12 protein-coding genes and 1 tRNA gene are annotated in these 17,477 nt (G+C 51.0%); 7 read left to right on the top strand and 6 right to left on the bottom strand.

The annotated features are described in order from the left end of the window. The first annotated feature begins 115 nt into the window (after positions 1–115). The gene (locus DFR47_RS14165; protein ID WP_147245573.1) at positions 116–1,765 is read left to right on the top strand and encodes a TolC family protein; all 1,650 of its coding nucleotides are present in this window, start codon (positions 116–118) and stop codon (positions 1,763–1,765) included. Positions 1,766–1,773: 8 nt separating this feature from the next. On the opposite strand, the gene DFR47_RS14160 is transcribed toward DFR47_RS14165, so the two are convergent. Next, on the bottom strand, positions 1,774–2,373 hold the full coding sequence (locus tag DFR47_RS14160) for a hypothetical protein (RefSeq protein WP_113945072.1): 600 nt from the start codon (positions 2,371–2,373) through the stop codon (positions 1,774–1,776). Positions 2,374–2,564: 191 nt separating this feature from the next. On the opposite strand from DFR47_RS14160, the gene DFR47_RS14155 reads away from it, so the two are divergent. Further along, the gene (locus tag DFR47_RS14155; protein ID WP_113945071.1) at positions 2,565–3,278 is read left to right on the top strand and encodes a lysozyme inhibitor LprI family protein; all 714 of its coding nucleotides are present in this window, start codon (positions 2,565–2,567) and stop codon (positions 3,276–3,278) included. Between the two features lie 215 nt (positions 3,279–3,493). Here the strand turns inward: DFR47_RS14155 and DFR47_RS14150 are convergent. Beyond that, positions 3,494–3,568 (bottom strand) — tRNA-Val (locus DFR47_RS14150). Between the two features lie 119 nt (positions 3,569–3,687). After that, the gene (gene cpdR / locus DFR47_RS14145; RefSeq protein WP_113945070.1) at positions 3,688–4,050 is read right to left on the bottom strand and encodes a cell cycle two-component system response regulator CpdR; all 363 of its coding nucleotides are present in this window, start codon (positions 4,048–4,050) and stop codon (positions 3,688–3,690) included. Between the two features lie 430 nt (positions 4,051–4,480). Between cpdR and DFR47_RS14140 the strand changes: the two genes are divergently transcribed. Both DFR47_RS14140 and hisN read left to right on the top strand, forming a co-directional pair. Then, the gene (locus DFR47_RS14140) at positions 4,481–5,389 is read left to right on the top strand and encodes an N-formylglutamate amidohydrolase (protein WP_113945069.1); all 909 of its coding nucleotides are present in this window, start codon (positions 4,481–4,483) and stop codon (positions 5,387–5,389) included. Between the two features lie 306 nt (positions 5,390–5,695). Then, on the top strand, positions 5,696–6,487 hold the full coding sequence (hisN, locus tag DFR47_RS14135; protein ID WP_210207319.1) for a histidinol-phosphatase: 792 nt from the start codon (positions 5,696–5,698) through the stop codon (positions 6,485–6,487). A gap of 5 nt (positions 6,488–6,492) precedes the next feature. Here hisN and DFR47_RS14130 read toward each other — a convergent pair whose 3' ends face one another. Beyond that, positions 6,493–7,482: an alpha/beta fold hydrolase gene (locus tag DFR47_RS14130; protein WP_113945211.1), complete on the bottom strand. Its 990-nt coding sequence runs from the start codon at positions 7,480–7,482 to the stop codon at positions 6,493–6,495. 251 nt (positions 7,483–7,733) lie between these two features. Here DFR47_RS14130 and DFR47_RS14125 point away from each other — a divergent pair, with 251 nt between their 5' ends. Next, complete coding sequence (locus DFR47_RS14125; RefSeq protein WP_113945067.1) at positions 7,734–8,225, top strand: Hsp20 family protein; 492 nt, start codon at positions 7,734–7,736, stop codon at positions 8,223–8,225. 54 nt (positions 8,226–8,279) lie between these two features. On the opposite strand, the gene DFR47_RS14120 is transcribed toward DFR47_RS14125, so the two are convergent. Then, on the bottom strand, positions 8,280–9,332 hold the full coding sequence (locus DFR47_RS14120) for a threonine aldolase family protein (RefSeq protein ID WP_113945066.1): 1,053 nt from the start codon (positions 9,330–9,332) through the stop codon (positions 8,280–8,282). A gap of 587 nt (positions 9,333–9,919) precedes the next feature. On the opposite strand from DFR47_RS14120, the gene gltB reads away from it, so the two are divergent. Beyond that, positions 9,920–14,668 carry a glutamate synthase large subunit gene (gene gltB, locus DFR47_RS14115; RefSeq protein ID WP_483470857.1) on the top strand — a complete coding sequence of 1,583 codons (4,749 nt, stop codon included), beginning with the start codon at positions 9,920–9,922 and terminating at the stop codon, positions 14,666–14,668. Positions 14,669–14,699: 31 nt separating this feature from the next. After that, positions 14,700–16,169 carry a glutamate synthase subunit beta gene (locus DFR47_RS14110; RefSeq protein ID WP_113945064.1) on the top strand — a complete coding sequence of 490 codons (1,470 nt, stop codon included), beginning with the start codon at positions 14,700–14,702 and terminating at the stop codon, positions 16,167–16,169. 15 nt (positions 16,170–16,184) lie between these two features. Here the strand turns inward: DFR47_RS14110 and DFR47_RS14105 are convergent, their stop codons facing one another. Then, positions 16,185–17,423 (bottom strand): SGNH/GDSL hydrolase family protein, encoded by a 1,239-nt coding sequence (locus DFR47_RS14105; protein ID WP_113945063.1) that lies wholly within the window; start codon positions 17,421–17,423, stop codon positions 16,185–16,187. Positions 17,424–17,477 lie beyond the last annotated feature (54 nt).

Here is a 17,477-nt window from a genome sequence, read left to right as displayed (position 1 = left end):
ATAAACGTACTTTTGGTTATCATCATTGTATTCGCACAGGCGTATATTATCGAAACATTAACCATAACAATCAAATGTCGGAGTTCTAGACAATGACATTTGATTGGAATGACTTGTGCAAATCCCTGTCTCAGCCCTTGGTGTACTGGCGTTTACGCTTATATCGGGTGCTCTCCTGAACGAGAGCCGCGCGACAGATATGGCTGCCTATCAGGACTGGGTGCTGCGAGGCATGCTCAGTGAAGATTATACGCCGTCTGCACCTGCCGTCCGTCAGGTTGTGGCCAAGCCGTGGCAGTCATTCCAAAAGACGGCAATAGCAACCGCCGCTGAGACCAGCAGCTTTCAAATGCCTTCCCGCAGTACAACTCTGGCTATGTTGCCGGAAGAGGACGTAAAATCTGCAGAGAAGAAACCTTCAGATAATAAGCTTGCGGAGAAAAAGCCGGAGAGCGCAAAGCCCGCTGAAAAGAACGCTGAGGAAAAGGCTGCTGAGTTAGCAAGCGCCGAGGACAAGGTGCCTTCAGATAAGGCGACATTGCTGCCGCTGATGCCGCGCCGTGTTATCCAGCCGCAGAAAGCCTTGTCAGTTGGTGCGGCTATCCAGAAAGCAATCGGGCGTCATCCGGATATTGTGACGGCGCAGTCGATGGAAGGGCGCGAGAAGGCAAATGTGCTGGTCGCCCAGTCTGTTCAGTATCCACAAATCTCTTTTGGCGGTGGTGTCGGCAGCAGTTTTAAAAATGATAAAGCCAGCGGCACGATTTCAAACTCTGTTGGTTTGAATGCGGAACAGCTTGTCTATGATTTCGGACGCTCAAAAAATATTATCAAAGCGGCCAAAAGCAGTGAAGTGCGGGCGAGAGCGGAAATTGATGTTACCAGTGAGCGCGTTGCGGCAGAAGTGGCAATGGCCTTTGTTGCCGCCCAGCGAGCGCAGATGCTGAAAGAATCCGCAGAGGACAGTCTGGCCTCGCTGCAGCGCATGAGAGATATTATCAAGCTGCGTTCAGACAGTGGTGTATCCGATCAGGCTGATCTGGTGCTGGCGAATGTGCGTGTGGATGGGGCGGAATCGGATCTGATTGGCGCCACTGCCACTGAGCAGGCTGCACGATCCACTCTGATCAGTTTAGTCGGCGGTAGTTATCAGGGATTGAAAGTGGTCGACCCGCTGCTGGAGAGTATCGACCGCTCGCTGAAGCGCAGCATGCTCGACAGACATCCGAGTATTATTGCGGCCTTGCAGGAGGTGGAAGCGACAAAATATCAGCTGAATGCTGAGAAAGCCTCGTATTATCCAAGTGTGAGTGTCGGCGGCTCTTATTCTTATGATCCTTCAAAAGGCGATACCAGCTCGAATGTTATGCTTTCAATTAAAGGCAATATTTATCAGGGCGGTGCGACACGGGCTCGTGTAACCGCGGCCAATGATAATGAGCGTGCTGCACGTTATCGGGTGGATTCGATCCGCCTGACAAATTCAACATTGTTTGATGCCTCGGTGGAAGATGCCTCGGGTGCGGCATCGCAGAAAAAAGTTATCGAGCAGCAAATCAAACGGGCAATTGACTCGCGCGATCTGTTTTTTGAACAGTATCAGCTTGGCAAGCGCTCATTGACAGATCTTTTGAACTCGGATGCGGCGATTTATGGGGCAATTAATACCAAGATTGAGATCGAATATCGTTACCGCGCCGCGATTATCCGAAAAGCACAAGCGCTTGGTGTCTTGCGCAGCCGGCTGACCGGCGCTCAAATTTAAGGCCTCGCTTAGCTCGGCAAATTAAAGAGCACCATGATCCACACGACTTGTGATGCCAGTGCCGCAAAGACATAGATTGTGTCATAGCGTTCGGAACGGAAAATGAGCCCGCCTATGGCACCGGCGATCAGGAGAGTTTGGCGTATCGGATATAAGATACCGTAATGGTCGTAATATTGTTTGCCTTTGATCAGGGTATCCAGACTATCAATCGTAAACAGCGCGAGCAGAAGAATATAAAATCCCTTTTTCCGCCTCTGAAAATAATCTTTGAACCCCTGATACTCAGTCAGCTGATCCGGAAACAGCATTGCTGCCAGCATTACAAAGATAATGGAATAAGAGATCAGCAGAAAATAGAGTGTGAATGTCCAGACCTTGATCTGTGATAGTGCAAATTCAAACCACCAGAAATGAAGAATAAATAAAAATATACAGATGACCCAGCCGAAATGTACCGGATAGATTTTATCTTTGCCCGGATGCTGGATAAAGCGTGTTGATCCGCTGACCAGACGCGCGACACTTAATCCTAAAATCATGCCGATAATGATGCGGATATGAACGAAGATTTCATGTGTCTGCGGGATCAGTGTGTCAGCATTCATCTGCTATTTATTCCATTGTTCTGATCATTAACTGCGTTTTGCGTCTGTTTTACTGATACTCTTGTGAAGTATGCAGATCAGTATAATAATATATCTGTGCCGGACTGTAAAACAGGCTCCGACGAGACGGATTATGGCGGAGTAATTTTACATTTTCATTGTGTCCGGTAGTTTTGATCGGGGGAATTAAGATGTTTCAGGTCTGTTTACAGCGTGGTTTTCTTATCGCTGGTCTCGCCATCACCGCATTTTTTGGCGCAGTTGACAGAAATGTCGCGCAGGCGGCTGCAAGCGGTGCAGATTGTAGCACTTCGCGAACCCAGTCTGAAATGACCGCCTGTCTGGGGGATGATATGAAAAGTGCGGATGCGCTTTTGAACAAGAATTATCAAACTCTGATGAAGCAGCTCGGTGCCAAGGATAAAACCAATTTGCGTGACGCTCAGCGCGCTTGGATTGTTTATCGTGACAAAGAATGTGCATTCAGAACAGCACCTTATCAGGATGGTTCTGTTGCTCCGTCTTTGATCGCGGCTTGCGTTACAGAACTTACCAGCCAGCGCATTCTTGACCTGCGGGTACAGTTGAATTGCGAAGAGGGGGATTTGTCCTGTGTGCCGCATAAACAGGCTGATGCAGATAAGGCTGTAAAGCCTGCTCAACCGGCCGCAGCACAAAAGCCTGCTGTACAGAAATTGAGCGGAAATCTGGATAAGGGAACATGCGCACAAGCGGTTGGTGCAGCAAAGGCGAAAGTGCTCGTTGACCGCTGTCTGGAAATGTCCGGCAGCAGCCATCCGCCATGCAATGCTGAAAATAGCTGCCGTCTGATGATGGATGAAATTAAAAACGGTTGTGAGCAGAGCGGAGCCGCAGCGCCGCAATATTGCAAAGAGTATAAGTAGGCTATTTTACTAGAGCGCCGTGTGCCATACTTGGCACACAAAGGTCGCTCTAACACATTAAAATTAGAGCATAATTTTTCCTTAAACTGATTCAAGTTTAAGGAATTATGCTCTAGCCGGTATCTGCAAATCATTATTTTGAAGCAGTATAAATCCGGCACATCACCAACGAACTTGGTAATGATATATTTTAAAATTTTAAGGCTGGATCTGGATGGTGGGCGTAACAGGGATTGAACCTGTGACCCCTACAATGTCAATGTAGTGCTCTCCCGCTGAGCTATACGCCCATCCGATGACGCGCATACACCATATTGGTTCGCGCGCGTCAATGCCCTTTTGAAGAATAAAGAGAAAAATCTTTGTTTTACCTGTTGTTTTTTAACAGGTTGAGCTGTTTGACCTGTGATCAGGCAGCCAGCAGCATTTTTTCGATCTCATTGACCAGATCACGCAGGTGAAATGGCTTGGACAGAACCTTGGCTTCACGCGGCGCATGTGAATCAGGATTGAGTGCAACAGCAGCAAAACCGGTGATGAACATAACCTTCAGATCAGGGTCAATTTCGGTCGCGCGGCGCGCCAGTTCAATGCCGTCCATTTCAGGCATAACAATATCTGTCAGCAGCAAAGAGAACGGCTCTTCACGCAGGCGTTCATAGGCGCTGGCCCCGTTGTCAAAGTGGGTGACATGATAGCCGGCTTTTTCCAGTGCTTTCACCAGAAAACGGCGCATATCATTATCATCTTCAGCAAGCAGAATTCTTTTCATTGGTCCGTCCGAATATCTGTACGCTCTTATATACGATATGTTTTATCCCCTGCACGATATTGCGGTGATAAGATGGCAATAAAAGCGATTCAATCTGATCCTATAAGACGCTGCTTTGGTAAATATCGGATGAATCATTCATAATTATCTGTTCCGCCTTATTGTGTGGGCAAGACAGACTGAGCAGGTCTCAGATGTGCAGGCTTTGCGGAGCAGAGCGCTTTAACTTTCCGATATAGGGCGCTTCATAGAAATGTCACGGACTTGCATTGAAAATTATTATGTCGTGATAACGGAACCACTGTTCACTATGATTTTATGAAGAAATATGACAATTCCGGCTTTGCTTTTCCTGATTATCAGTTAGGCTTGTCCGATACAGCAGCAGGGCTAAAGCGCTGCACAACAGAAAGCGGATAAAAGACGGATAATGAGCCTGCAACGGGATTTTCAGACAGTGGTTCCCTTTGAAGTTTGCGCTCCGGCGCAACAGCGCATTCCGTTCGTTTTCAATTCGCCCCATAGCGGGCATTACTATCCGCCCGAGTTTTTACAACAATCCCGCCTTGATGCGCATGATATCCGCCAGTCGGAGGATTGCTACGTGGATGAATTATTCGCCTCAGCAGTGCCCTTAGGCGCACCATTGCTGCGGGCGCATTTTCCGCGTGCCTATCTGGATGTGAACCGCGAGCCCTATGAGCTTGATCCGAAGATGTTTAACGAACCGGTGCCGTCCTATGCCAATATCCGCTCCGTGCGGGTGGCTGGTGGACTTGGTACTGTCGCTAAAATCGTCGGCGAGGGGCAGGATATTTACAAATCCCGTTTGCCGTTGAATGAAGCGATGGACAGGATTGAGACGATCTACAAGCCTTATCACCATCAGCTCGGACAATTATTAAGCGATACACGGGCACAATTCGGCTATGCTGTGCTGATTGACTGCCACTCTATGCCAAGCGGTGTGGAGTGGGGCGAGCCGAACAGCCTGACAAATCAGCCATCACGTCCGGACTTTATTATCGGTGATCGTTTCGGCCGGTCTTGTTCTGATGCTTTGTCCTGGGCGGCAATCGAATTACTGCAAAATATGGGCTATCACGTTGCGCATAATAAGCCCTATGCCGGTGGTTATATCACCGAACATTACGGGCGGCCGCACCGCGATTTTCATGCTTTGCAGATTGAGATTAATCGTGCGCTCTATGTGAATGAAACCAGTCTGGAGCGTCTGCCATCCTTTGCCACTCTGTATCGTGATCTGGCACAGTTTATGGCCGATCTGACAGCCTTGCCGGACTATGTATTTTTACGACATCAGCAGGCTGCAGAGTAAAATCCGCATAAAAAAAGACCGCACAAACGTGCGGTCCAAAATCTAGGGAGGAAACGCCCTTGCGGGCGAAAACAGACATATTGTCCGTTAACCATTTTATTTTGTAGACTGGGCGCGGTCAATTCGGAATCCGGCCAAATAAGACTAATTGATGAAAATTCTGAATTTTCTGAACTTACAATCATTATAACTATTTGATATTTTTGCTTAAAATTTTTTATCCTGATAATAAGGATTAAACATTTTGATGCGAAATATCGCCGGAATTTCGTCGAAATGCACATTTATGGCTGTGAAATGGAGTGAATTTCTGTGGTGGATTCGTCGTTTTTGAGAAAAGTTGCTTTGGCAGCATCCGAACAAACCTTGCCGCGATTCCGGCAGAAACTTGCGATTGATAACAAGTATGAGGTTGGTTTTGATCCGGTAACGGAAGCTGACCGTGAGGCTGAAGTTGCCATCCGCAAAGTGATCAATGAGCACTTTCCTGAACATGGTATTCTGGGTGAGGAATTTGGCGGCGAAAAGCTCGACAGCAGCCATATCTGGGTGATTGATCCGATCGATGGCACCCGTGCTTTTATCTCCGGACTTCCGGTCTGGGGCACGCTGGTTGGCCTGATGATTGATGGCGATGCCCGCATTGGGATGATGTCTCAACCGTTTACCAATGAATTGTTCTATACCGTGGGTGACGGCGCATTCTGGAGCGGGCCTGAATATGCCGGTAATGGCGGACAGGTGCAGCTGAAAACCCGACAGACCACAGATCTGGCCGAGGCGACTGTGTTTACAACTTCGCCGTCACTATTCAAAGACGGGCAGCGCGCGGCATTTGATCGTCTGGAAGCGCAGGTACGTTTGTCGCGTTATGGCGTTGATTGTTATGCCTATGCGATGCTGGCGTCCGGCTTTGCTGATCTGGTGATCGAAAGCGGTTTGCAGCCTTATGACGTGATGGGGCTTATTCCGGTGATTGAGCAGGCCGGCGGCGTTATCACACAGGCTGATGGCGGCCCCGCTGAGAAGGGCGGCTATATTGTTGCTGCTGCAACACCGGCATTGCATGAAAAGGCTTTGAAACTGCTGAATTCCTGACCGTTCTATAGTTCAGTCAGCGCCGGTTCAGTCAGCTGTTCCGGCGCGGCTGATCCGGGGATAAAAGCATCAAAAGCTGCCCAGACCTGCTCGCGGTAAAAGTCGCTCTCCTGCAGCAATTCATGATAAGCGCCGTCAATGGTGATCAGTGAAGCTGTGCGCAGATTTTCTGCTAGCTTTATTGCTGCCCGAGCGTCCACAACTCGATCTGCTCCCGGAACCAGAAACAGGGTCGGGATCGAGAAACTCTCGTAAAATTTAGCTGTATTGATGCTGTGAATGGCACGCAGCGTCTGTGCCAGCCATTGAATTGTCGGGCCTGCAATACCGAGCTGCGGCTGATCACGCGTAATCGTGGCATTGCGGATATAGCGTGTCTGATCATGGGTCAGCGGATTGCGGGCAAAGCTCTCCGGCGGCAATTGTAACGGAACTTTGCCTGCATAGCGGCTGCCAAATCCGGCATAGGCCAGCAAGGTTGCCAGCGGCCGCAATTGCCGGTCAGAAAAAATGCTGCGCGCTAAACCTAAAAACGGAGAGGCCAGCACCATACGCTGGATGCGGGATTGCAGCATTTCATGCGACTGCAAGGCAATCAACGCGCCGGTAGAATGCGCCAGAATATAGAATGGCGGCGGGCAGTCCGGCATCACGATGGTTTTGAGAAAGATTTCAAAATCGCTGCGATAATCGGCGAAATTGCGGACATAGCCACGCTGCGCATCTTTGAGCATACGGAACGATCCGCCCTGACCGCGCCAGTCCATTGTCGCAACACAGAAACCGCGTTTGTTCAGATCGGCTATGGTTTCAAAATATTTTTCGAAAGCTTCATTGCGGCCATGCAGCAGAATGACAGTTCCTTGGCGGGATGATTCTGCCGTAGTTTTGCACAAGGCATAGCGCAGCTGAAAACCATCAGCAGATTTGAAATAGCCTGCCTGTAAGCCTGCCGGTGCAGGGTTATTCTCGGTTTCAAAATAGATTGATGTCATTGCGCTTTTACTCATGAAGCCGGTTCTGAAAAAATAGTATTCCAGAAATTCTAGTTAAATATAGCAGGATGATGACGGGCAGAAAACAAATTGTAAATGCTGATATTGCCCCCTTGAAATGTGTTTTCTGTAATACCAGATCATTGGTGTAGCCGCCTGATAAGGGGCTGCATGAACGAGAAAAGCTCGCCGAAAACGGGAGTTTTTCAGTCTGTACTTTAACGCAACGTCGCTCTGAAGGAGGGCATATTATGCGTCATTTTGATTTTTCTCCGCTTTACCGTTCAACCGTTGGTTTCGACCGTCTGTTTACCATGCTGGATAGCCTTGGCCAGCCGGAAAGTGCGCAGGCTTATCCGCCTTATAATATCGAGCGCACCGGTGAAAGCTCCTATCGTATTACTATGGCTGTGGCCGGTTTTGACCAGAATGAGATTGAAATCGAAGCCCATCGCAATCAGCTGACCATTAAAGGTACCAAGGTTGCGGATGACAGTGATACGGAAAAAGAATTCCTGTATCGCGGCATTGCCTCGCGTGCTTTCGAGCGCCGCTTCCATCTGGCCGACCATGTTGAAGTCGCCGGTGCAAGCCTTAAAAACGGCCTCCTGCATATTGATCTGAAGCGTGAAATTCCGGAAGAATTGAAGCCGCGCAAGATTAATGTCACGGCTGTATCCGGTGATGCCCCGCAAAGCATTGATGCCAAAACCGTTGATGCGAAAGCGATCAGCAGCACCTAACAAGCTGCTATAGTCTGAATGAAGAAAGGGCAGGAAATTTCCTGCCCTTTTTGTTTAAAGCGCTTTGATCAGAACGGAGAACTGATCAATCTCAGCTTCCGTGGTGGCGAAGCTGGTGACGAGACGGACAAAGGTCTCATCCTCGGCAATTGGGTCAGCGCTATGCGGCGGGTTCCAGTCGTAGAAAACAGCGCCCTGAGCCTTCAGCTTTTCACTGTCGGATTTTTTCAAAATCGCAAATAGTTCATTGGCCTGCGGCTGCCATGCCAGTTTCACCTTATCTGAACCATTGATTGTCTGTGCCAGTTTGCCGGTCATCGCGTTGGCATGACGGGCAAGAGTGAGCCACAGGTCATCCTTGAGATAAGCATCAAACTGTGCGGCAATGAAGCGGGTTTTGGAGAACAGCTGCGCCGCGCGTTTGCGGATAAATGGCAGGTCTTTGGCCTGATCAGGATTCATGAACACCAGTGCTTCTGCACACCAGCAACCGTTTTTGGTGCCACCGAAAGAGACAATATCCACGCCCTGTTTCCAGGTCATTTCTGCCGGTGTTACGCCGAGTGTTACCAGAGCATTGGCGAAACGGGCACCATCGAGGTGCAGCGGCAAATTCTGTTCACGGCAAATCGCGGAAATAGCCGCGATCTCATCCAATGTGTAAAGCGTACCGATTTCTGTGGCTTGCGTAATGGTAACAGCCATTGGCTGACCGGCATGAATGAAACCCGGATTGAAGCGCTTGAGTTCTTTGCGCAGGTTTGCCGGTTCCATTTTGCCCAGAGCACCGTCAACCGGATGCAGACGCGCACCGCCGGTGAAATATTCAGGAGCGCCGCATTCATCTTCGATCACATGGGCTTCACGATGACAGAGGGAGACGCCGCCCGGACGGTTGACGCTGGCCAGTGCCAGAGAATTGGCGGCTGTGCCTGTGCCGACAAAATAAACCGCAACTTCACGCTCGAATAATTCGTTGAAACGCTGTTCGACCTTTTTGTCGATTTCACTGGCACCATAGGAGGCAGCAAAGCCACCGGCATTGGCAGCGATATTGGCGGTAATGTCAGGATGGGCACCCGCCCAGTTATCGGAAGCGAAAAACATCAACAGGCTCCGTATGCTTGAATGTTGCAGGTGTTATAGCGAATTTTTTGTCGCACACGAATGAAACATGTCATCAATTCCGTGTGTGGTCACATTGACGCAGTTTGGCTCCGCCGTTGGAACTTCGGCGTAGCTAAATCCTTGTTTTTTCATAAGCGGAAATTATTTGCGCAATAAAATTACAAATAACCGATTTAAAATTGAATATTTCGTGCTTGTAGAGTGAAAAATATTCTGCAATAAAATGATATGGCAGCAATGCTGACCTATTAAGCAAGCTTCGTCACAACCGCTATTAGACGGATTTTGCTCTCATTCATGCACTGCTTTTCCGCTGGGCGGCAAAAGCATCCCGTTTAAACAAGTACGGCAATCGTGCGCTTTGCATCAAGGAGGCTGGTTCATGACATATCTGTTGCAGAATGCTGCCTGCTTCCTTTGCTGTGTTTTACGGGCAGGCCACTTCACACATTCCATTAACAATTCTGTCGTTTCAGCTCTGGCCTTTATCCCGTCCGGAGGACGGGTTGGTGCCGCACGCCTGAACCGGCATATGGCCCTGTACCGGGTCTAAGGAGGTTTCGATGTTGATCAAGTCGCATTCTGTTGGGGCATTTCAGGCTCATAATTTTACAGAACAAGGCGGCAAAACCACAACATCGATCAAAACCACCAAAACACTTCGCACTCAGCCCAAGAAACAAGGGCTTTATGATCCGCGACATGAGCATGATGCCTGCGGTGTCGGCTTTATTGCGCAGATGAAAAACATACCGTCGCATCAGATTGTGCTGGACGGTTTGCAGATGCTCGAAAACCTGACGCACCGCGGTGCCGTGGGCGCCGATCCTCTGATGGGCGATGGTGCCGGTATTCTGGTGCAAATTCCTGATCGTTTTTTTCGAGAGGAAATGGCAAAAACCGGTATTCATCTGCCGGATGCCGGACATTATGCTGTCGGCCAGATTTTCATGCCGCAGGATGTAAAATTGCGTGCGCATCTGGAGCGGGTGATTACGGAAGTGATTGCCGCAGAAGGTCAGACATTGCTCGGTTTCCGCACCGTGCCGGTGGATAATAGTTCACTGTCCAAAGCGCCGGATATCGCCGCAACCGAGCCGGTGCATCGTCAGGTCTTTATTGGCCGCAACCCGAATATTGCCAGTGATGATGATTTCGAGCGCCGGTTGTTCGTGCTGCGAAAGGTGATCTCCAACAGGATTTTTCAGGAAACCGAAGGTCGTGACAACGGTTTCTATATTGTCTCCATGTCTGCCCGCACCGTTGTGTATAAGGGCATGTTTCTTAGCTTTCAGGTTGGTGCCTATTACAAAGACTTGGCCGATCCGCGCTTTGAGAGTGCGATTGCACTGGTGCATCAGCGCTTTTCAACCAATACTTTCCCGTCATGGAAATTGGCGCATCCTTATCGCATGGTGGCGCATAATGGCGAGATCAACACGTTGCGTGGCAATGTAAACTGGATGGCTGCGCGTCAGGCTTCGGTTGATAGCGAGCTGTTCGGTAATGACATTTCCAAGCTCTGGCCGATCTCCTATGAAGGCCAGTCGGACACGGCTTGTTTTGACAATGCGCTCGAATTTCTGGTGCAGGGCGGTTATCGTCTGAGCCATGCTATGATGATGCTGATCCCTGAAGCCTGGGGTAATAACAAGCTGATGGCAGATGAGCGTAAGGCATTTTACGAATATCATGCAGCTCTAATGGAGCCTTGGGATGGTCCTGCCGCCGTTGCTTTCACCGACGGCCGTCAGATTGGCGCGACACTGGATCGTAACGGTTTGCGTCCGGCACGTTATCTGGTGACCGATGATGACCGGATCATTCTGGCTTCGGAAGCTGGCGTGCTGCCGGTAGATGAAAGCCGCATTGTCAAAAAATGGCGGTTGCAGCCGGGGCGTATGCTGCTGATTGATCTGGAAGAGGGACGCATTGTCAGTGATGACGAGCTGAAATCCCAGATCGCCAGCGCGCATCCATATCGCCAATGGCTGAAAAACACACAGCTGGTGCTGGAAGATTTGGCACCGGTGGAACCACGCGCACTACGCCGTGATGTCAGCCTGATCGAGCGTCAGCGCAGCTTTGGTTACACACAGGAAGACACCAAATTGCTGATGGCACCGATGGCGACAACGGGGCAGGAAGCGGTTGGTTCGATGGGGACGGATACACCGATTTCTGCGCTCTCGGACAAGGCCAAACTGCTTTATACCTATTTCAAGCAGAATTTTGCGCAGGTCACCAATCCGCCGATTGATCCGATCCGTGAAGAACTGGTGATGAGCCTTGTGTCTTTTATCGGGCCGCGTCCGAACCTGTTTGATCTGGTGGGCACTTCACGGCGCAAGCGGATGGAAGTACGCCAGCCAATCCTGACCAATGCTGATCTGGAAAAAATCCGCTCCATTGGCCATTCGGAAGACCGTTTTGACACCAAGACACTGGATATTACCTATCCGGTGAATGAAGGTGCGGCAGGTATGGATGGCACATTGGCACGTCTGTGCGACCGTGCGGAAGCGGCGGTGCATGGCGGCTATAACATCATTATCCTGTCAGACCGGCAAGTCGGGGCAGATCGTATTGCCATTCCGGCTTTGCTGGCGACTGCTGCCGTGCATCATCATCTAATCCGCAAAGGGCTGCGTACCTCTGTGGGGCTGGTGGTTGAGAGCGGTGAGCCGCGCGAAGTCCATCATTTCTGCTGCCTTGCCGGTTATGGTGCCGAGGCGATCAATCCGTATCTCGCTTTTGATACACTGACCGACATGCATCAGCGCGGTGACTTCCCGCCGGAAGTTGATAGCAGTGAGATTGTCAGCCGTTACATCAAGTCGATCGGCAAAGGCATGCTGAAGGTGATGTCGAAAATGGGCATCTCCACCTATCAGTCCTATTGCGGTGCGCAGATTTTTGATGCCATCGGCTTAAAACAGGATTTTGTTGACCGGTATTTCTTCGGCACAGCTTCGATGATTGAAGGTGTGGGCTTAAATGAAGTGGCGCAGGAAACTGTGCTACGGCACAACACGGCCTTTGTGAAAGAAATCGGTGGTACCGGTGCTTTGCCAGCGGGTGGTGAATATGCGTATCGTATTCGCGGTGAGGCGCATATGTGGTCGCCGGATGCGGTGGCCAAGCTGCAACATGCGGTGCGCAATGATAATCCGAAGAGCTTTGCCGAATATTCCGAAATGCTCAATAGCCGTTCTGCGGCAGCCAAAACTATCCGCAGCCTGTTTCACTTAAAGCGCGCTGGTGAACGCGGCAAGAGGCCGGTTGATCTGGCAGAAGTTGAGCCTGCGGCTGAAATCGTCAAGCGCTTTTCCACCGGAGCCATGTCCTTCGGTTCGATCTCGCGCGAGGCACATACAACACTGGCCGTTGCTATGAACCGGATAGGTGCCAAGTCTAATACCGGTGAGGGTGGTGAAGAGCCGGATCGTCTCTATCCGCTGCGCGACGGTTCACCAAATCCGCAGCGCTCGGCGATCAAGCAGGTGGCCTCAGGGCGTTTTGGCGTGACCACGGAATATCTGGTCAATGCTGATATGATCCAGATTAAGGTGGCGCAGGGTGCAAAGCCCGGCGAGGGCGGCCAGTTGCCGGGTCATAAAGTGGATGCGACAATTGCCAAGACACGTCATTCCACCCCACGTGTCGGCTTGATTTCACCACCGCCGCATCATGATATTTATTCCATTGAAGATCTGGCGCAGCTGATTTTCGACCTGAAGAATGTCAATCCGCAAGCCGATATTTCGGTCAAGCTGGTGTCGGAAGTCGGTGTCGGTACGGTTGCTGCCGGTGTTGCCAAGGCACGTGCCGATCATATCACCGTTTCCGGCTATGACGGCGGTACCGGTGCATCACCGTTGACTTCGCTCAAACATGCCGGTTCGCCTTGGGAGACCGGTCTGGCGGAAACGCATCAGACATTGGTGCTCAATGGTTTGCGCTCGCGTATTGCCCTGCAGGTCGATGGCGGTCTGCGCACAGGGCGCGATGTGATTATCGGTGCGCTGCTTGGCGCGGATGAGTTCGGTTTCTCCACTGCGCCGCTGATTGCTGCTGGTTGCATCATGATGCGCAAATGCCATTTGAATACCTGTCCGGTTGGCGTGGCGACACAGGACCCTGTGCTGCGCCAGCGTTTCAAAGGTACACCGGAGCATGTGATCAACTTCTTCTTCTATCTGGCAGAAGAAGTGCGCGTGCTGCTGGCCGAACTTGGCTTTACCAAGCTTGAGCAGATTATCGGTCGTTCTGACCTGTTGGAGAAACAGGCAGCAATTAATCACTGGAAGGCGCAGGGTCTGGATTTCAGCCGTATCTTCTATCGCCCTTATGCCGCCATTGCTGGCGATGAGGCACAGCTGCGCCATACGCAATTACAGCAGCACCCGATTGATGATGTGCTGGATCGTGATCTGATTGCAGCTGCCGCACCGGCGCTGGAAAATCGTGAGAAGGTTACACTTATCCGCAGCATTAAAAATACCGATCGCTCGGCAGGGGCGATGCTGTCCGGTGCGCTGGTCAGCCGTTACCGCCATAAAGGTCTGCCGGAAGATACGATTCAGGTGCGTTTCAATGGTACTGCAGGGCAGTCCTTCGCGGCATTTCTGGCACATGGCATCAGTTTCGAACTGCATGGTGAAGGCAATGATTATATCGGCAAGGGCTTAAGCGGCGGGCGGATTATTATCCGTCCGAGTGAAGACAGCCGGCTCAAAGCCGATGAGGCGATTATTGCGGGCAATACTGTGCTCTACGGCGCGATTGAAGGCGAATGTTATATTCGCGGACAGGCGGGCGAGCGTTTTGCCGTGCGTAATTCCGGTGCTGTTGCAGTTGTTGAAGGCGTGGGCGACCACGGCTGTGAATATATGACCGGCGGTGTGGTGGTTGTGATCGGCGAAACAGGGCGCAATTTCGCGGCCGGTATGTCTGGCGGTGTGGCCTATGTGCTGGATGAGGCCGGTGATTTTGCCCAGCGTTGCAATATGGCGATGGTCGAACTGGAGCCGGTGCCCGAAGAGGACGACATTCTCGAAAAGCTGCATCATCACGGCGGTGACCTGATGCATAAAGGCCGCGTGGATGTTTCCGGCAATATGACCCGTCATGATGAGGAGCGTCTGGCACAGTTGCTGGCCAATCATCATCATTATACGGGGTCGCAACGGGCACGGATGATCCTTGATAACTGGGAACAGTATCGTCCGAAATTCGTCAAAGTCATGCCGGTCGAATATCGCCGCGCTTTGGAAGAGATGGAACTTTTGCGCAATCCGGTTGCCGCAGAATAATCCGCACTCCAGAAAAGAACAGGTTTTTAAAATGGGTAAAGTTACAGGTTTTCTGGAGATCGACCGGCAGGTTGCACAATATCAGCCGGCATCAGATCGTATCAGGCATTTTCGTGAATTCACTCTGCCGATGAGTGAGCCCGAAGTGCAGAAGCAGGCTGCACGCTGCATGGATTGCGGTGTGCCATTTTGCCATGGCGATAAAAGCGGTGACAGTGGTTGTCCGGTGAATAATCAGATTCCGGACTGGAATGATCTGGTTTATGCGGGGCAGTGGGAAGAGGCGATTGCCAATCTCCATTCCACCAATAATTTTCCGGAATTTACAGGGCGGATTTGCCCTGCGCCGTGCGAAGAATCCTGCACGCTCAATCTGGAAGATATGCCGGTGGCGATCAAAACCGTTGAGCAGGCACTGGCCGACAAGGCTTTTGAACTGGGGTTGATACAACCGCAAATCGCGGCTGTTAAGACCGGCAAACGTGTTGCGATTATCGGCTCGGGTCCGGCAGGTCTCGCCGCTGCACAACAGCTTGCACGGGCTGGTCACGGTGTTGATGTCTATGAGCGAGAAAGCCGTGCGGGTGGTTTGCTGCGCTATGGTATTCCTGATTTTAAAATGGAAAAGCACCTGATTGACCGACGTATCGCCCAGATGGAAGTCGAAGGCGTGACGTTCCATTGCGCTGTGGAAATCGGTAAGGACATTACGGTCAAGCAATTGCTCAAAGATTATGATGCTGTGCTCTATTGCGGCGGTGCGGAAACACCACGCGATCCGGCTTTGCCGGGATCTGATTTAAACGGTGTTTATGATGCCATGCCTTATCTGGTGCAACAGAACCGCCGAGTTGCAGGGGAAGATGAACAGTCGCGTGCATGGGCATTGGAAGACAGTATTTCGGCTGCCGGCAAACGCGTTGTGGTTGTTGGCGGTGGTGATACTGCCTCTGACTGTGTGGGAACAGCGTTCCGGCAGGGCGCAGTACAGGTAACGCAGCTGGATATTCGTCCTGAACCACCGGCACGGGAAGATAAGCTCGGCGTGTGGCCTTATTGGGCGACAAAGATCCGTATTTCGTCCAGTCAGGCGGAAGGCGCTGTGCGTGAGTTTCAGGTAGCAACACTTGGCTTTGGCGGCGAAGACGACCAACTGACCCATGTGCTTTGCAGTGCAGTGGACGAACGACGCAAACCGATTGCCGGTTCTGAATTCATTTTGCAGGCTGATTTGGCATTCATTGCCCTTGGTTTCAGTGGTCCTGCAAAGCAGGGTGTTTTGCCGGAATTAGGTGACAAGCTGAAACTCAGGAAAGATGCCCGAGGCGGGGAGAGCGTGCTGGCCAATGAAACGGATTGTCACACATCGGTGCCGAAGCTCTATGCTGCGGGCGATGTGCGCCGTGGTCAGTCGCTGGTTGTCTGGGCTATCCGTGAGGGCAGACAGGCTGCGCGGGCTATTGATCTGCAATTGATGGGTGCCAGCCTGCTTCCGTCATAAACGCTGGTTAAAAGCTCAAGGTCTTGGCCAGTGAAAATTATCCGCGCGTCCGAGCGGAGCAGGTTTGTTTTCTGCACGGGGCGCGGAGGTTTTTGCAGTACTGGTTGTATCGCCCAACAAAACATCATCACTGGATTGATCAAGATCGTTGAGCTTCATCGGTCCGATGCGGGTGATTTCTTTCTGAACCGGCATGGCCATTGGCTCATTGCTTTTGTTGTCAGTCGGGGCTGTTTCGGATGGTGCCGGTTTCAATAATTGGCGCAGCGGTTTCTCAACATAAAAAGCAAGCTTCAGTTTGCCCGCTGCTGTCATATTAATCCCGTCATTGCCGCGCAGGCGCACCGTCTGACCATTCACATCAACACCGGTTTGGGTGAAGCCGCCCTTATCATCAACAAAGCCATCCCAGACATCAACGAAAACCGCTTTCGCTGTGCCGTCTTTGGCAGGCGTCTGTTCTACGGCTTGTTTATAAATCGTATTCAGAGACAGCATGGTCTGGGAAAGTGCCGCGGATTGATAGGGAGGCTGCCCGACCCAGATGACAGGGATACCGGATTTGGCTGAGACCTGCAAAAACTCGTCCACACGCGCCTGATAAAGTTTTTTCCACTCATCCGTATCGGGTGCAAGACTGATGCTTTTTTGGGTTAAGGTCTGGCGGTCATTGGCACCGATCATCATGACGATGACAGTGGGTTTTTGCTCTGCCAGAATAGCAGGCAGTTCCTTACTCCAGTTATAATAATCCTGACGGACAAAACCGGATGAGCCGTTGCTGCGGTTGATGACTTGCAGATCAGCGGCTTCTGCAAAGGTTTCCGTTAAACCTTCAGCCAGCCCGCCGGCAATAAAATCACCGATGACCAGAATTTTAGCGGCATCAGGGTTTTTGACAATAACAGGTGCGGGTGGCGGCGCGGCGATCACAGGTTTTGGTTTGGCGACGACCGGCTTTTTCTTAACCGGAGTTGTGGTGCGCCGTTGTTGTTGCTGCTGCTGCGCAGGTGGACGAACAGTATTTTGCTGCGGCTGTCGCTCACGGGAATTGCCAAACAGCATATCAAATAATGTACGCCGCTTTTGTTGTGGCGGCTGCTGCTGCTGGGCAAGCTGAATGGTGGTTTCCTGAGCTTGTGCAATTTCCGGCATACTTAGCAAAACAGATAAAATACATAAGACAGCCAGAACGATCCGGCAGGTTTTACCTGAAAAAGCTCTGGGTAAAATTGTCTGACCGTGCATATCCATTCTTCACTTTTTAGTATGATGCTGCAAACGGATCTCCGTTGCACAAAAAAATCA

Source organism: Pseudochrobactrum asaccharolyticum, from assembly GCF_003314995.1.
In the GTDB taxonomy this organism is placed as follows: domain Bacteria; phylum Pseudomonadota; class Alphaproteobacteria; order Rhizobiales; family Rhizobiaceae; genus Pseudochrobactrum; species Pseudochrobactrum asaccharolyticum.
Note: the sequence above shows the minus strand (reverse complement) of the source record. Positions and strands in the feature narration are given on the sequence as shown.

What these genes read in the sequence shown, in the direction of transcription:
- DFR47_RS14160 (WP_113945072.1), bottom strand. Translation starts at nt 2,373, where the DNA reads ATGAATGCTGACACACTGATCCCGCAGACACATGAAATCTTCGTTCAT.
- DFR47_RS14155 (WP_113945071.1), top strand. Translation starts at nt 2,565, where the DNA reads ATGTTTCAGGTCTGTTTACAGCGTGGTTTTCTTATCGCTGGTCTCGCC.
- cpdR (WP_113945070.1), bottom strand. Translation starts at nt 4,050, where the DNA reads ATGAAAAGAATTCTGCTTGCTGAAGATGATAATGATATGCGCCGTTTT.
- DFR47_RS14140 (WP_113945069.1), top strand. Translation starts at nt 4,481, where the DNA reads ATGAGCCTGCAACGGGATTTTCAGACAGTGGTTCCCTTTGAAGTTTGC.
- DFR47_RS14130 (WP_113945211.1), bottom strand. Translation starts at nt 7,482, where the DNA reads ATGACATCAATCTATTTTGAAACCGAGAATAACCCTGCACCGGCAGGC.
- DFR47_RS14125 (WP_113945067.1), top strand. Translation starts at nt 7,734, where the DNA reads ATGCGTCATTTTGATTTTTCTCCGCTTTACCGTTCAACCGTTGGTTTC.
- DFR47_RS14120 (WP_113945066.1), bottom strand. Translation starts at nt 9,332, where the DNA reads ATGTTTTTCGCTTCCGATAACTGGGCGGGTGCCCATCCTGACATTACC.
- DFR47_RS14110 (WP_113945064.1), top strand. Translation starts at nt 14,700, where the DNA reads ATGGGTAAAGTTACAGGTTTTCTGGAGATCGACCGGCAGGTTGCACAA.
- DFR47_RS14105 (WP_113945063.1), bottom strand. Translation starts at nt 17,423, where the DNA reads ATGGATATGCACGGTCAGACAATTTTACCCAGAGCTTTTTCAGGTAAA.